This window comes from Sphaerisporangium sp. NPDC051011, assembly GCF_040653595.1.
In the GTDB taxonomy this organism is placed as follows: Bacteria; Actinomycetota; Actinomycetes; order Streptosporangiales; family Streptosporangiaceae; genus Sphaerisporangium.
On the sequence record NZ_JBFAGG010000028.1, the window covers coordinates 25,103 to 39,562 of the forward strand.

15 protein-coding genes are annotated in these 14,460 nt (G+C 73.0%); 5 read left to right on the plus strand and 10 right to left on the minus strand.

Features of this window, described 5'->3' with window-relative positions; translation table 11 throughout:
- Window positions 1-210: 210 nt before the first annotated feature.
- From thpR to AB0H21_RS38965, 6 genes are all read right to left on the minus strand, one after another.
- Window positions 211-777 carry an RNA 2',3'-cyclic phosphodiesterase gene (gene thpR, locus AB0H21_RS38940; protein WP_358526794.1) on the minus strand — a complete coding sequence of 189 codons (567 nt, stop codon included), beginning with the start codon at window positions 775-777 and terminating at the stop codon, window positions 211-213.
- Complete coding sequence (locus AB0H21_RS38945) at window positions 728-2,116, minus strand: MFS transporter (RefSeq protein WP_358526796.1); 1,389 nt, start codon at window positions 2,114-2,116, stop codon at window positions 728-730. The genes thpR and AB0H21_RS38945 overlap by 50 nt, the downstream gene beginning before the upstream one ends.
- On the minus strand, window positions 2,113-2,574 hold the full coding sequence (locus tag AB0H21_RS38950; protein ID WP_358526798.1) for a MarR family transcriptional regulator: 462 nt from the start codon (window positions 2,572-2,574) through the stop codon (window positions 2,113-2,115). Before AB0H21_RS38950 ends, AB0H21_RS38945 begins: the two co-directional genes overlap by 4 nt.
- A 306-nt stretch (window positions 2,575-2,880) precedes the next feature.
- A complete protein-coding gene (locus AB0H21_RS38955) occupies window positions 2,881-4,170 on the minus strand; it encodes an MFS transporter (protein WP_358526800.1) in 1,290 nt (429 codons plus the stop codon).
- 294 nt (window positions 4,171-4,464) lie between these two features.
- Window positions 4,465-4,902, minus strand: coding sequence for a VOC family protein (locus tag AB0H21_RS38960; protein ID WP_358526802.1), 438 nt, complete (start codon window positions 4,900-4,902; stop codon window positions 4,465-4,467).
- A 53-nt stretch (window positions 4,903-4,955) separates the two neighbouring features.
- The gene (locus tag AB0H21_RS38965) at window positions 4,956-5,435 is read right to left on the minus strand and encodes an AraC family transcriptional regulator (protein ID WP_358526803.1); all 480 of its coding nucleotides are present in this window, start codon (window positions 5,433-5,435) and stop codon (window positions 4,956-4,958) included.
- 192 nt (window positions 5,436-5,627) lie between these two features.
- Between AB0H21_RS38965 and AB0H21_RS38970 the strand changes: the two genes are divergently transcribed.
- The 4 genes from AB0H21_RS38970 (at window position 5,628) to AB0H21_RS38985 (ending at window position 7,783) form a co-directional block, all read left to right on the plus strand.
- The gene (locus AB0H21_RS38970) at window positions 5,628-5,852 is read left to right on the plus strand and encodes a hypothetical protein (protein WP_358526804.1); all 225 of its coding nucleotides are present in this window, start codon (window positions 5,628-5,630) and stop codon (window positions 5,850-5,852) included.
- A 117-nt stretch (window positions 5,853-5,969) separates the two neighbouring features.
- Window positions 5,970-7,118 carry a methyltransferase gene (locus tag AB0H21_RS38975; protein ID WP_358526805.1) on the plus strand — a complete coding sequence of 383 codons (1,149 nt, stop codon included), beginning with the start codon at window positions 5,970-5,972 and terminating at the stop codon, window positions 7,116-7,118.
- Between the two features lie 35 nt (window positions 7,119-7,153).
- Complete coding sequence (locus AB0H21_RS38980) at window positions 7,154-7,360, plus strand: hypothetical protein (protein ID WP_358526806.1); 207 nt, start codon at window positions 7,154-7,156, stop codon at window positions 7,358-7,360.
- A gap of 126 nt (window positions 7,361-7,486) precedes the next feature.
- Window positions 7,487-7,783, plus strand: coding sequence for a DUF2530 domain-containing protein (locus tag AB0H21_RS38985; RefSeq protein ID WP_358526807.1), 297 nt, complete (start codon window positions 7,487-7,489; stop codon window positions 7,781-7,783).
- Here AB0H21_RS38985 and AB0H21_RS38990 read toward each other — a convergent pair.
- From AB0H21_RS38990 to AB0H21_RS39000, 3 genes are all read right to left on the minus strand, one after another.
- Window positions 7,743-8,054: a hypothetical protein gene (locus AB0H21_RS38990; RefSeq protein WP_358526809.1), complete on the minus strand. Its 312-nt coding sequence runs from the start codon at window positions 8,052-8,054 to the stop codon at window positions 7,743-7,745. The two genes, AB0H21_RS38985 and AB0H21_RS38990, sit on opposite strands and share 41 nt — an antisense overlap.
- Window positions 8,055-11,090 carry a hypothetical protein gene (locus AB0H21_RS38995; protein WP_358526810.1) on the minus strand — a complete coding sequence of 1,012 codons (3,036 nt, stop codon included), beginning with the start codon at window positions 11,088-11,090 and terminating at the stop codon, window positions 8,055-8,057. It lies immediately after the preceding gene.
- A gap of 134 nt (window positions 11,091-11,224) precedes the next feature.
- A complete protein-coding gene (locus AB0H21_RS39000) occupies window positions 11,225-12,046 on the minus strand; it encodes a DUF3027 domain-containing protein (protein ID WP_358526812.1) in 822 nt (273 codons plus the stop codon).
- A gap of 294 nt (window positions 12,047-12,340) precedes the next feature.
- Here AB0H21_RS39000 and AB0H21_RS39005 point away from each other — a divergent pair, with 294 nt between their 5' ends.
- Entirely contained in the window at window positions 12,341-13,951 is a 1,611-nt protein-coding gene (locus tag AB0H21_RS39005) for an MFS transporter (protein WP_358526814.1), read from the plus strand.
- Window positions 13,952-14,032: 81 nt separating this feature from the next.
- Here AB0H21_RS39005 and AB0H21_RS39010 read toward each other — a convergent pair whose 3' ends face one another.
- Entirely contained in the window at window positions 14,033-14,431 is a 399-nt protein-coding gene (locus AB0H21_RS39010) for a cold-shock protein (RefSeq protein ID WP_358526815.1), read from the minus strand.
- Window positions 14,432-14,460: the final 29 nt, after the last annotated feature.

Genomic DNA, 14,460 nt, shown 5'->3' on the forward strand with positions numbered 1-14,460 from the left:
CGGAACGTCGAGGCCGTGATCCCCGATCCGCCGGGGGTCACGGCCTCACTCGTCAGAGGGGCTCAAGGGGACCTGGGCAGGGGCAGAGCAGGGACAGAACGGCTCAGGCGGGCTCTTCAGGAGAGCAACGCGCCGATCACCACGATGACCACGAGCAGCGCGAGCACTGCCGGCAGCAGCCAGCGACGGGGACGGTCCACGTATTGGAGCCTAGTCGTGTCCGCCCAGTGGCCAGCACCCGACGGGCTCGTAACGGACCTTGGGCCCGGGGTGGCTGCGCATGAGGTGCACCGCGTCCGCGCGCCACGACGTGCCCGCGAACTCCTTCAACACGGCCGTCAGGGGCGTGACGTCCAGCCCCTCCCGGGGACGGGCCCGCGCGAGCGTGAGGTGCGGGTGGTAGGGCTTCTTCTCCTCGTACGCGGCCCCGGCGCGGCGACCGGCGGCGGCGACCGAGGCCGCCAGCCGTGAGAGCACCGCGCCCCCGCCCTCGACGCCGAGCCAGACGACGCGGGCCCTGCGGGCGGACGGGAACGCGCCCGCGCCCTGGAAGGCCAGGGTCATCGGCGGGTACCGCCGCGCCGCGCGGGCGAGCCGCGTCCTGAGGCCGCGCAGCGCGGTCTCAGGGACCTCCCCGAGGAAGGCCAGCGTGAGGTGCCAGGTCTCCGGGGCCGTCCAGCGCAGGCCGGGCCACTGCTCGACGTGGGGCTCGACGGCCGCGGAGACCTCAGCGAGCGCCTCCGGGCACGGGGACAACGCCACGAACAACCGCACCATGCGTCCTTCCCGCGGCGAACCTGGTGAGCAGGATGGCGAGCCCGACCCCGGCCAGGCACATCACCCCGCAGATCACGGCCCCGAGGCGTGGCCCGGCGAACTCGCCGATCCAGCCGATCAGCGGTGCGCCGATGGGAGCGCCACCGGTGAACACCAGGACATAGATTCCCATGACCCGCCCGCGCATCTCCGGCGAGGCGGCGAGCTGGACCGAGGAGTTCGCGGCGGTGTTCGTCGTGATCAGCGCCATGCCGGCCGGGACCAGCAGAAGCAGGAACGCCAGGTACACGGGGGCGAGGCCGGCGGCGATCTGGGCGAGGCCGAAGACGACCCCTCCGGCGATCAGCAGCCGCCGCGTGGGACGGGCGCGGCGCGCGGCCAGCAGCGCCCCGCCGAGGGCGCCGACCGCGAACACGCTGGACGCGACGCCGAACGACGAGGCGTCCTGGCCGAAGACCTGCTTGGCCATCAGCGCGATGCTCATCGAGAAGCTCGTCGCGAACATCGCCACGAACGCCACCAGGAGGATCGGCATCAGCAGCTCAGGACGCCGCCACACGTACCGCAGGCCCTCGCGGAGCTGGCCCTTGCCGCGCGCGACCGGTTCGGGCGTGCGCAGTTCGGAGGTGCGCATGAGCAGCAGGCCGGTGATCACGGCGGCGAACGACACCGCGTTCAGCAGGAAGATCGGCCCGGTCCCGCCCAGCGCGTAGATCAGCACACCGGCGAGCGCCGGTCCGACGACCCGTGCGAGGTTGAAGGTCGAGCTGTTGAGGGCGATCGCGTTGGCCAGGTCGCGCCGGCCGACCATCTCGACGACGAACGACTGCCGGGTGGGCACCTCGACGCACGAGACGAGGCCCAGCATGAACGCCATCACGTACACGTGCCAGGTCTGCGCGTGCCCGGTGATCGTCAGCAGGCCCATCGCCAGCGCGAGCAGCCCGAGCAGCGACTGGGCGGCCATGAGCAGCGGGCGCTTGGAGTACCGGTCGGCCAGCATGCCACCCCACAGGCCGAACAGGACGACCGGGAGGAACTGCAGGGCCGTGGTGACGCCGAGGGCCGCCGAGCTGCCGTGGGTGAGCTCCAGGACCAGCCAGTCCTGGGCGGTGCGCTGCATCCACGTGCCGACGTTCGACACGACGCTGCCGGACACGAACAGACGGTAGTTGTAGTTGCGCAGGGACCGGAACATCCCGCCGCGCGAGCGCGGAAGCGGTTCGGCGCCGCGCGTCTCCTCGGCCTGGACCGCTCGCGGCTCGGATTCCCACACCTCGGATTCCCGCACCTCCCCCACCGCTGTCCCGGCGTCTTCCACGGCCTGGGAACGGGTCACATCTGCGAGAGCTTCTCCAGGATCGGCGCCGCGGCCCGCAGCGTCGCCCGCTCCTCGGGCGTCAGCTCCTCCAGCCGCTTGGCAAGCCACGCCTCTTTCCGTCGGCGTTCCTCCTTCAGCAGCCCCCGGCCGGCCTCGGTCACGCTGACGGTCACCTGCCGCCGGTCGGTCGGGTGTGGGGTGCGGGCGAGCAGCTCTCGTTCCTCCAGGGCGGCGATCACCCGCGTCATCGAAGGGGGTTGCATCTTCTCCAGCTCGGCGAGCTCGCCAGGCGTTATAGCGGAGTGCCGCTCGACGGCGGCGAGAGTCGCGAGCTGGGTGGGGGTCAGGGTGTTGGCTCCGGCCTGTCGCCGCAGCCGTCTGGTCAGGCGCGCCAGCGACACGCGCAGCGCGGAGGCCAGCTCGGCGTCGCTGCGTGGGCCCGGTAGGCGTCCCGTCCTTGTGGTGGTGTTCGTCATAACTCATTACCTTTGCTAACTATATACCCCGTGTCGGGATTCCCACACGACCCCCACGAACGTGACGGATGTCCGAAACGCCGAAATGCCGGAGGCGGAGATCATTTGCTACGTCTTGCCACAGTGGGGCGCGCTCCGCAACCGGGCCCAGCGCGGACGGCTCGGCACGGACGGCTCGGCGCGGACGGCTCGGCGCGCGCAATCGGGGATCAGACGAGCCGGATCAGACGGGCCGGGTTCAACCCGGCGCGGAGGACGGGGACACGCGGATCAGGCGAGGGCGCGGAGAAAGGGGGTGACGCGCGGTCAGGCGGAGGGCGCCGAGGACGGGGACACGGCGGGCGGCACCGTCGCGTCGTCCGCCGCGGGCGAGCGCAGCGTCCGCACGTCCCGCGGCAGCAGGGCCAGCCCCGATGCCACGATCATCAGCGCCGCCGCGCCGTACTGCGTGGCCGACAGGCCGATCTGGGCCGCGATCGGGCCCGCGATCAGCGCGCCGACCGGCATCGCCATGACGGAGCCGAGCGCGTCGTAGGCGGAGACCCGCGCCAGCTTGCCGGGCGGCACATTACGGGCCAGCGTGACGCTCCACTGCACGACCATGATCTCCATGGCGACGCCGATCACCACCGCGGCCAGGCATATCGCCACCAGGGGCCACCGCATGGCCAGCGACAGTGGGGACAGCGCGGTGATCGCCCCCATGCACACCACGACCAGAAGGGGCCTGCGCGGGGTGAACCGCAGCGAGACAAGCCCGCCCACGATCAGCCCGAGCGCCTCGGCCGACATGATCGCCCCCCAGGAGGCCGGGCCGCCGAGATGGGCCTTGGCGACCGGCGGGCCGAGCACCTGGAAGCTGCCGTACCAGGCCATCAGGACGACCCCGTACTGCAGGACGATCGTCCACAGCCAGGAGTGACTGCGGAACTCCGACCAGCCCTCCCTGAGCTCGCGCAGCATGCCCGCCTCCTCGCCCGCCGCGGGCTCGTGGCCGGGCGCGCGGATCGCGAGCAGCATCGGGATCGTGCCGAGCAGGCCGACGCCGCAGACCGTCATCGCCCAGCCGGGGCCGACGGCCGCGACGACCACGCCCGCGACGGCGGCGCCGCCCATCTGCGCGCCGTTCATCGCCAGCCGGCTGAGGGCGTTGGCCTGTTGCAGCAGCGGATCGGGCACGATCTTCGGCAGCAGGGCCTGCGAGGCCGGCCAGAACACGGCCATGCCGACGCCGTTCAGCGTCTCCAGCACGATCATCTGCCACAGCCGGGCGTCGCCCGCGAGCACGAGGACGCCGAGCAGCCCCTCGGCGACCGCGATCATGACGTTGGCCGCGACGATCACCCGCTGCGGCGGGACGCGGTCCGAGATGACGCCGCTGATCAGCGTGAACACCAGGGACGGGGCGATCTGCGCCGCCAGGACGTACGAGAGGTCGGCGGTGGACCCGGTGGCGTCCAGGACGGCGAACGAGACGCCCACCATCGAGAACGCGACGGCCGCCGGGGCGAGCAGCCGGTCGGCCAGCAGCAGCCGGAAGTCGCGGATCGCGAGCACCGGGAAGCGGCGGGCGGCGACGCGCCACAGCATGGCCATCGTCCGATCCGTGCGAGGGCAGAGGTGCTCCGACGTTAGTCAGCCGGTTCCGGCGGTCGCAATCGGTTTTACGCGCGACGTCAGCCGAGCTGGGCCGCCCCGCGTACGGCCCGCGCCCACCCCTCCGGCCTCCCGATATACGCCACATGTCCCTTATCGGGACGAAGAGTGATCTTAGGGATGGCGGATTACATTCCTCCGTCCGGCCCGTGAAAGGGCCGTCCCCCGGCGAACCGCGGCGACGGCCCTCCCTCCCGACATGGCCCCCTCCGGGAAGCACGGGCCTACACGCGATCACTGGCCCTTGCTGAAGTCCTCCTGGGTGTAGGACCGGGGCTCGACGAGGACGAGCCAGTTGCCCTGGTTGTCGCGGATGACGGCCTCTACCCCGTACGGCCGGTCCTGCGGCTCCTGCAGGATCGTGACGCCCTTGGCGCTCAGCTCCTCGCACGTCTTGCGGCAGTCGTCGACCTGCAGCCCGAGGCCCCCGCTCTGGCCCTTCTCGAGCTGCCGCCGGAAGAAGTCCGCCACCTCGGCGTCCAGCGGCGGGCCGGGCTTCATGAGCGTGATCTGGAGCTCGGGGTGGTCGGGGTGGCTGACGGTGACCCAGCGGAAGTCCTCGCCCATGGAGACGTCCTCCCGCGCGGCGAACCCGAGGACGTTCACGTAGAAGTCGCGGGCCGCGTCCTGGTCGAGGCAGTAGATCGTCGTGAGAGAGATGTTCGTAATCATGCAGGAGAAGCTACTCGTGCCCCCTGGCCTGCGACTTCTCCAAAATTGCACAATCAGTGATCTTGCTCGCCGCTCTGATCCTCGGGGCTCTCGGGGGCGTCGGGCGCCGTCGAGCACGTCAGGTCGAGCACCCCGTTCATGAACAGATAGCACCCAGGGATATGCGGGCCGCCGCGCGCCGCCCACCGGTCGCGGTACGCGCTCGGCGACTCGCCCACGAGTTGCGTGAACTTGGACGAGAACGACCCCAGGCTGGTGAACCCCACCGCCATGCAGATCTCGGTGACGGTCAGGTTGGCGACGCGCAGGAGATCCTGGGCCCGCTCCAGGCGACGGCGCGTGAGGTAGCGCATCGGGGTCTCGCCGTACGCAGCCTCGAAGCAGCGGATGAAGTAGTACTTGGAAATGCCGGCGACGGCCGCGAGCCCGTCGAGATCGAGGTCGCTCCGGTAGTCGCGGTCGATGCGATCACGCGCCTGCCGGAGGTGCGGCAACAACTCCACCGGCACCGTCCGCCGCTCCCTGCCGACCACACCACACCATAACCGAACCCGCCCAGTGCACCCGTGTCTTCCTCGTCCTCGCCGGCTGCCGGTCTTCCCCGCCCCGCTCTCCCCCCAAGACGGGCATCCCCGATGACGACCCGCACAACGCGCGCCCGCCCTCTCGGACCTCCCCGGCGAACCCGCCGCGGGACCCACCGACCCAGCGAGGAGGTGAAAATCATGACCTTCGACGTGGAGGCCCTGCAGCGCCTGCCGGACCGGAACCCGTCCAGTCGTACACAAATCGAGCCCCCCGCCACGACCACCCTGATCACCTGCGAGACGTACGTCACCGGGGTGGCGACGAACCGCGCCCTGAAAGCGGCCCGCGGCGGGGCCGGGCACGCCGCATACGTGCCCGCCCGCCGCGGGTTCACGCGTCCGGCACGGCCCGCCCGGCCGTGATCGGCGTCGGTCCGGGATGACCGCGCGCACCGACCGCCCCGCGCGCGGGAACCCCGGACCACAGCCCCGGCGGCAGGATTACCCGGCGTGCCGGGCGAGTCGCTAACCTGGGGCGCGATGAACCGGTTGACGACGTCGAGGGGTGGGCTCGACCTCGCCCGTTTCCCCGAAGACCCGCGCGACCCGCTTCGCGCCTGGGACGCCGCCGACGAGTACCTCCTGCGTCACCTCGACGGAATCGACGCCGCCCCGGTCGACCTGTCGGGCACCGTGGTCGCGCTGGGCGACCGGTGGGGCGCCCTGGTCACCGCGCTCGCCGGCCACCACCCCGTGCAGATCACCGACTCGTTCCTCACCCAGGAGGCGACCCGCGCGAACCTGCGGCGCAACGGCGTGGACGCGGGGGCGGTACGGCTCCTGACCACCCAGGACGCTCCGCCCGAGCGGGTCGACGTGCTGCTGATCCGGGTGCCGAAGAACCTCGTGCTCCTGGAGGACCAGCTTCACCGCCTCGCGCCGCACCTCCACGCGGGCACGGTCGTCGTCGCGGCCGGAATGGTCACCGAGATCCACACCTCGACGCTCAGAACGTTCGAGAAGATCCTCGGTCCGACCAGGACGTCCCTGGCGGTGAAGAAGGCCCGGCTCGTCTTCTGCTTCCCCGACCCGGCGCTCGTCCCGCCTCCCAGCCCCTGGCCGCGAAGCTACGCGCTGCCCGAGGACGTCGGAGTGGCGTCGGGCCGGACGGTCGTCAACCACGCGGGCATCTTCTGCGCCGATCACCTCGACATCGGCACCCGCTTCCTCCTGCGCAACCTTCCCCACCGCGAGGGCCGCGAGCGCGTCGTGGACCTGGGCTGCGGCAACGGCGTGCTCGGCCTGGCCGCGGCGCTGGACAACGGCGACGCCGAGGTGGTCTTCGTGGACGAGTCCTACCAGGCGGTGGCCTCCGCCGAGGCGACGTGGCGGGCGAACGTCGATGCCCCCGCGGAGTTCCTCACCGCCGACGGCATGTCCGGCATTCCGAACGGATCAGTCGACCTCATCCTGAACAACCCCCCGTTCCACACCCACCGCGCGACGAGCGACGCGACGGCCTGGCGCATGTTCAACGGCGCCCGCGCCGCCCTGCGCCGCGGCGGAGAGCTGTGGGTGGTCGGCAACCGCCACCTGGGCTACCACGCAAAGCTCCGCCACCTCTTCGGCAACTGCGAGGTCGCCGCCAGCGACCCGAAGTTCGTGGTCCTCCGCGCCGTCAAACGCTGACCCTGCCCCGCCCCTGCCACCGAAGGCCGAAATCTGTGACGACCATCAAGGAGCCCAAGAGCACGCGTGACAGGCTGCATCGTCTGGCCGCCGCCGATGGGGTGACGCTCGCCCAGGAGATCGACAAGCTGATCGATCAGCATGCGCCAAGGCCGAAGCCGTCGGTCGGCGGGTTCCGTAGCTCTCGGCCCCTGAGCGCGGAGGAGATCGACGCGGAACTCGCCGGCGGTTTCGGCGTCTGATGGCCGACAAGTGTACCGAGCGGCCGCCCCTCGGCTCATTGATCACGGATCTGACACTCCATCTCCATGCGAAGGCCGCCGCCCCCGGACACACCGCGCCGGAGGTTCTCGCCTAGGCTGGACTGCGTGAACGAGCCGAGCCCCCCGGATCCCGCCCCGTTGAAGACCAACGACACCGCGGCGATTCTCGCGGGCACGGGCCTGTGGGTCGTCGCGCTGGTCGTGCTGCTCGCCCTCGGTCTCCCGCCGGAGGACCGCTGGTGGATCTGGACGTGCGTCGCCGGCGTCGGCCTCGGCCTGTTCGGCATGTTCTACGTGTGGCGACGCGACCGGCGCGCCGCCGCGCGCGACCGGGCGCGGCCCGGCGACGGCTCCTCGCGCGTCAGCGAGCGGGCAACGGACGGCGGTGGCGGACGATCGTGAGGTCGAAGCCGTCGCCGCTGCCGTCCCGGGCGCCGTCCTCGCTCCACCCCTGCCCTCGGTAAAAGCTCCGCGCCCGCGCGTCGCGTTCGAACACCCACGCTGTGGCCTCCGCGTACCCGGCCTCGGCCAGGGCTGCGACGACGGCCGCGGTGTTCAGGTGTGCGAGGTACCCATCGGGCATGAGCCCGCGGAACGCCGCACGCCAGGACGCCGTCTGGACGGCGGTCAGGGCGGCGGCGTCCCGGGGGACCGCCCGCCGGACGCGGATCACCTAGCTGTCGAGGTCGGCCTCGGCGAGGAGCAGGGGGACGGCGTCCGGGTCGCGCAGGAGGGCGGCGACCGCGAGCCGGTCGCCCCACTGGCCGGTGGCCCAGGCGAGGCCGCGGGCGAGCCCTTCGACGCCGGTGGCGTGCACGGCGCCCTCGTAGAAGCGCCACGGCACCGGGACGCCGTCGACGGTCAGCTCGGCGTGGTCGACGTACGTGGCGGGCGCGGAGGGCAGCAGCGAGCGCACCTGGGCGGGCACCTGACGCTCCTCGCCGGTCGAGGTGACCTCGCCTCCGAACTCCTCCCCGGCGACGGGGACGTCGAGCAGTTCCGACAACGCCTCGGCGAGGTCGAACGGCGCCAGCACCAGCGGACGGGAGGCGACGAGCGCGAGCAGGTCGGGCGCCTCGACGACGACCGGCGGGCCCGCCGCGACCAGGCCTTCGACGTCGGCCTCGGCGGGGCCGTTGCCGCCGAGCGGGCGGCCGTCCTCGGCATCCGCGACGATGATGCGGCCGTTCAGCACGGCACGGACGGCGGTCGGCGGGGCCACGCGGGACGGCTCGACGGCGGCGAGGGCGATCCACAGCGACCTGAGCTGGGCGCGGTCGACCTCCAGGGAGGGGTCGGCCAGAAGATCGAGCAGTTCGTCCGGGCCGCCGTGCGAGGCGAGCAGGTCGGCGAGGGTGGTGCGCACGCCGATCATCGCGAGCGCGCCGGTGTCCAAGCCCTCGGGCGCGTCGCCGTACAGCCCGTACAGCAGCGGGTCGCCGTGGGGCAGGCGCAGGGAGGTGGGCCGCCGGCCGTCCAGGACCGGGTGGCGTGACAGCCACCAGGCGGTGTACGAGGGGGCCTCGACGATCTGCCCGTCGGCGAGCGCGCGCAGCGGCTGGAGCGCGGCCCGCAGCGGCGGGCGGGACAGCAGCGCCAGCGCCGACGGCCAGTCGGCGACGTATTCGAGGTCGCGGATCGCGGTGAACTCGCGGGCCACCGGCGGGACGAGGGTCTCGGGGACGACGTCGAGGACGGCCTCCAGCCATTCGTCCTCGGTGTCGAGCTCGTGGTCGCACTCGTCGGGGTCGAGCGGCACGTCGGAGTCGTTGACCACGGCGAAACCGTCCAGGACGCCCGCCGCGGACAGGACGTGCGTGCCGTACCGCTCGACCAGGTCGGGGGCGGCGACGCCGAAGGGGACGTCCTGGTCGATGAGCTTGGCCAGCGATCCCTCGCCGAGCAGCAGCTCGCCCGCGGGGTACAGCTCGCCGTCGGCGCCGCGCAGCGCGAGGGCGGACAGCCACGGGGCCTCACCCGCCGACAGCCCGGCGGCCTCGACGAGCGCGAGGACGGCCTGGGCGACCGGCTCGGGGTCGGCGCTGTCGAGGGACTCGGAGACGGTGGCGTGGGTGAGCGGGTCGTCCAGGACGCTACCCGGGGTGGCCTCGGCGGCGCCGAGCCGCAGCAGCAGCGGGTGCGCGGCCTCGGGGTGGACGACGCGCAGGCCGAGCGGGGCGAGCAGGGAGGCGTCGAGGGAGGAGTCGCCGAGCAGCAGCGTGCCGCGCGGCCCCCGGACGAGGCGGCCGTCGGCCAGGGGGACGGGCAGCGCGCCGAGGGCCTCGCGGTCATCGGCGGGCACGACGTCGTACACCGAATGCCACCAGGCGGGCGTCTTGTCGTCGACCGCGTCGCCGGAGAGCATGTCCACGACGTCCGACAGCTCTACCCGGCGCACGCCGAGGGTGGTGAGCGCCGGGTGGCGGCCGGCCCAGCCGGCGGGCAGCAGGCCGGGGACGGCGAAGGCGATCCGGTCCAGGAACCCGGCCGGGCCCTCGACCACGGACGCCTCGCGGCCGGAGAGCACGAAAAGATCGCCGGAACGCTCCGCGGGCTCCGCATCGGCGGGCGGGGAGATCGCGGGCAGCAGGGGCGTGTCCGGCAGGCGGCGCAGGACGGCCCGGCGGATCGCGGCGTCCAGCTCGCCCTTGCCCATCAGGCCGGGCACCAGGTCGAGCAGGCGGGGCGTCTTCGGCAGGGTCTTGAGCAGCTCGATGTAGGTCTCGGCGGCGCGTTCGACCAGGTAGTCGGCCAGGGGCCCGGACGCGACGTGCCGCCGGTCGGTGGCGAGGGGGAAGGTGGCGATCAGCAGGGCGGGCAGGTCGAGCGGCTCGTCGCTCGGGGTGGGCGCGTGGACGACGGGCGCGACGTCCTTGGGCAGCCGCCCGTCGCCGTCGGGCACGGCCCAGCGGACCAGCCAGTACGGCCGGGCGCGCTCCTCGGTGGGGCGGTCGGCGAACAGCTCGGCGACCTGCTCGGCGCTGAAGTCGCCGGAGGCCTCCACCACCTGCCAGCCGTCGGCGGTGATCGTGCGGGACTCGCCGTCGGCCTCGATCTCGATCGCGGCGAGGGCGGGCATGGCGAGCGGCAGCGCCGGGCCGGTCTCGGCGAGCATCTGGCGCACGGCCTGCTCGACGGTCTTGTCGCGCAGCGGCAGCCGTACGACGGTGTCGTAGCCCTCGGGCACGTCGACCGGCTCGGCCTCGAAAGGCAGGCGCAGCAGCGGGACGTGGCCGTCGCGCCCGGCCAGCTCGCGTGACAGGGTGGGCTCGGCGGCGACCAGCGCCGCGGTCTCGGCCCGCGACCAGCGGACCGCTCCGGTGGCGCGGGAGGCGATCAGCGGCTCGTCGCAGACGGAGACGACGGCCGCGAAGCCCACGCCGAACCGGCCGACCGAGCCGATCTCGTCGCGTTTGCCGGAGACCCGCAGCGTGGACAGGCCCTCGACGCCGGTCGCGTCGAGCGGGGCGCCGGTGTTGGCGGCGCTCAGCACGCCGTCGCGCAGGGTGAGCCGGAGGCGGCCGGGAACGCCGGCGCGCAGGGCTGCGTCGGCGGCGTTCTGGGCCAGTTCGACGATCAGGCGGTCGCGGTAGCCGCCGAGGGCGAAGTCCTCCTCGGCGTTGGCGTCCTCGCGGAAGCGGGCGGGCGAGGCCGTCCAGGCGGCCAGGACCGTCGTGCGCATGCGTTCGGTGCCAAAGATGTCAGTCACCAGTCATGTCCCAAGGTGGAGGGTGGCCGGCTGCCGCACAGCCGGAAACGCGTGAATTCCGCAGATATCATGGCGCGGCGCTCGGACACTTTCCGGCCATCGCCCAAAGCGGCGGCCGGTAAACCCGCGAAGAGTCAGGAATGGCCGAGCGACTCGGTGTCCTCTTCCTCGGTGTCCTCGACCGAGCCGGCGGCCGGGGCGCCCTCTTCCATGAGGTCGTAGCCCAGATCGTCCAGGATCGGCACCGCGTGCTCGACGCCCGTGGCTGCCACGGTGGCCTCGGAGTGGGCGCCGCAGCCGTGGTCGGCGGCGACGACCTTGCCGTCGTCGGGGGCGTACTCGTTGGCGCAGACGCCGAAGCCGAGCCGCAGCGCGCCGGCGAGCGGCCAGTAGAACCCGCAGGTGGAGCACTGCGCGGGCGCGGCGTGGGCGAGCGGGGTGTGCGGCCCGGAGTCGCCGGCGTGCCAGCGGTGGACCGCGCGGTCGCGGCCGATGGCCGACAGGACGCGGGCCCGGCCGAGCCCGTACTCGAAGATCATCTGCTGGTCGGAGTCGTCGTCGCCGGTCGCGGTGTAGCCGGGGGCGAGCCGGTCGTCGTCGTCGGAGGTGGGCAGCAGGTCGCCCACGCCGAGGTCGCCGGGAAGCAGCCGCTCGCTCCACGGCACCCACGCGGGGGGCAGCAGGGCCTCGCCGCCGGGCAGCAGGACGGTCTCGCTGATGGTCACGTTGCGGGCGCGGGAGGCGCGCGCGACCGTCACGGCCCACCGCCACCCGCGATAGGCGCGGTCGAGGCAGGCGAAGAAATGGGTGACGACGCGCTCGCCCTCGGCCTCGAAGCCGAGGTGCTCGCCCACCTCGCCCGGGCGGGCGATGGCCTCGGCGGCGGCCCTGGCCGGCTCCACAGCGGCGGCGCAGGCTTGGTCGACGGCAAAGGTGCGGGAACGAGTGCGGTTCACACGTCAATTCTCACCCATGCCGGGACCGAACAACACGCCTCCTGGTCGGGTAGGACTGTAAACCAAAGAGGTGGGCACGATCGCGGAGATCCATCGTCAAGGATCGCGGCGGCGGGCTTGGGGAGCTTGGGGAGGACGCGCGACGGGCCGACGATGGTGTCGCCGGTCAGATCACCGCGAGCATCACGAAGGGGAAGAACGGGCACTAACCGGCTGTATCCGACGTGAGCGCGCGGAAGGAGGGAGCGTGGACGACCCGGCCACCGATCACGGTGCCCTGTCCGCGCGCGTGTGATGGCGGAGGGCTGGGACCGCGCCCGCAGGTCGATCTCACGCGCCGCCCGCGCCACGGCCGGGGCCGGGCGCGGCACCTTCCGCGCCGGGCGCACGGCCGCGAAGAAGACCGCCCACGCCGGAGGCGCCGCCGCCAGGGGGACGGCCCGCGCGGGCCGGGGCGTCGGCCGCGCCACCCGCAGGCTCACCCACGCCCAGGGCGCGGGCCGCACGGGCCTCGGCCGACTGATCGAGCTGACCGCCGCCCACAGCGCCGGCGACGCCCTCGTGACGGTCGCCCTGGCGGGCACCCTGCTGTTCGGGCTACCGGTCGACCAGGCCCGGGGCCAGGTCGCGCTCTACCTGCTGATCACGATGGTGCCGTTCACCGTCCTCGCGCCCTTCGTCGGCCCGGTCCTCGACCGGTTCCGGTCCGGCCGCCGGTACATCATGGCGGGGACACTGCTGGCCCGCGGCCTGCTCTGCTGGGGCATGGCCGCCGCGATCGGCCCGTCCGACGGGCTCACGCTCTTCCCCGCCGCGCTGGCCGTCCTGGTGCTGTCCAAGGCGTACAACGTGTCCCGGGCGGCCACCATGCCGAGCGTCCTGCCCGCCGACATCGGCCTGGTCACCGCCAACGCGAGGGTCGCCCTGTTCGCCCTGGTCTCGGCGGGGGTGGCCGCGCCGGTGGCGGCGGGCCTGACGGCGTGGCTCGGCGCCGACTGGGTGCTGCGCGGCACGATGGTGATCTTCATCGCGGCCGGGGTCGGGGCCGTACGGCTGCCGCGCCATGTCGACGCGCCCGACCTGGAGGCCGAGGAAGGCGAGGCCGGTGAGGCGAGGCCGCGCTGGCGCACCCTGCTGAGCATCGGCCCGGTGGTCGGCGAGGCGATGCGCGCCAACGCCGCGCTGCGCGTCCTGTCCGGTTTCCTGGTGTTCTTCCTGCTGTTCCTGGTCAAGGACGGGCACCTGCGCGGGAACGGCCTTCCCCCGGAGGTGCTGATCGCGATCCTCGCGGGCGGCGCGGGCGCGGGCGGCCTGCTCGGCGCGGTGGTGGCGTCCTGGGTGCGCGGACGCCCGCCGCAGGTGATCGTGCTGTCCGCTCTCGGCCTCGCCACGGTGACGGCGGCGGCGTCGGCGTTCTTCTTCTCGCTGTGGACGGCCGTCGTGGTCGCGCTCGTCGCCGGGTTCGCCCAGGAGGTCGGCAAGCTGGCGCTGGACGCGGTCGTGCAACGCGAGATCGGCGAGGAGGTCCGGTCCTCGACGTTCGGCGTGGTGGAGGCGCTGCTGCAGATCGCGTGGGTGGCGGGCGGGCTGGCCGGGCTGCTGCTGTCGCTGGCGCCCGGACGCTCGGCGGGGCCGATCGGGCTGGCGATCGTCGCCGCCGCGCTGGTCGCCGCGCTCGCCTGGGTCCTCACGACGCGGCGGCGACGGCTGCGCGCCCGTCCCCGGCCCGTGCCGCACGCCCCGGCGCGGCACGCCCCGCCAAAGCACGCCCCGCCAGAGCATGCGCCGCCGCCGGAGCCCGAGGCGTGGACCGGCACCGCGGACGTGCGCCCCGCCGGCCCCGAGCCGTACGCGGACAGCCCGAGGCCGGGCGGGACCAAACCACTGACCAACCCGCACGGATGAACCGCCCGTACGGGATGTGTTCCCCCGCACCGGGCCGATGTGGAGCGCCCGGGTGAGGCGGGGAGGAGAATGCTCGGCGTCTCAGGCGTCGATGTCGTCGGCGACGGCGCGCAGCACGGTCGCGATCTTCCTCGCGTGCGCGGCGTCGGGGTGCTTGCCGCGCTGGTAGGAATTGGAGACGTCGTCCAGCAGCTTTATCAGGTCTTCGACGATAACAACCAGTTCGTCCGGCTTCTTGCGCTTAGCCTTTGGTTTCGCCGTCTTAGCGAGCGTCGGGGGCTGCTCCAGCACGCGGACCGAAAGAGCCTGCTGGCCACGGCGCCCCTCGGCGACACCGAACTCGACCTTCTGACCGGGCTTGAGCGCTTCCACGCCCTTGGGAAGCGCTGAGGAGTGCACGAAGACCTCACCGCCGTCGTCGCGGGTGAGGAAACCGAAGCCCTTGTCAGCGTCGTACCACTTGACCTTGCCAGTAGGCACAGGGTGACCTCGTTCAGACTGTCATGAAT

Excerpts from the sequence above, each read along its gene's own strand:
- thpR (WP_358526794.1), bottom strand. The coding sequence starts at position 777 with ATGGTGCGGTTGTTCGTGGCGTTGTCCCCGTGCCCGGAGGCGCTCGCT.
- AB0H21_RS38950 (WP_358526798.1), bottom strand. The coding sequence starts at position 2,574 with ATGACGAACACCACCACAAGGACGGGACGCCTACCGGGCCCACGCAGC.
- AB0H21_RS38955 (WP_358526800.1), bottom strand. The coding sequence starts at position 4,170 with ATGGCCATGCTGTGGCGCGTCGCCGCCCGCCGCTTCCCGGTGCTCGCG.
- AB0H21_RS38960 (WP_358526802.1), bottom strand. The coding sequence starts at position 4,902 with ATGATTACGAACATCTCTCTCACGACGATCTACTGCCTCGACCAGGAC.
- AB0H21_RS38970 (WP_358526804.1), top strand. The coding sequence starts at position 5,628 with ATGACCTTCGACGTGGAGGCCCTGCAGCGCCTGCCGGACCGGAACCCG.
- AB0H21_RS38975 (WP_358526805.1), top strand. The coding sequence starts at position 5,970 with ATGAACCGGTTGACGACGTCGAGGGGTGGGCTCGACCTCGCCCGTTTC.
- AB0H21_RS39005 (WP_358526814.1), top strand. The coding sequence starts at position 12,341 with ATGGCGGAGGGCTGGGACCGCGCCCGCAGGTCGATCTCACGCGCCGCC.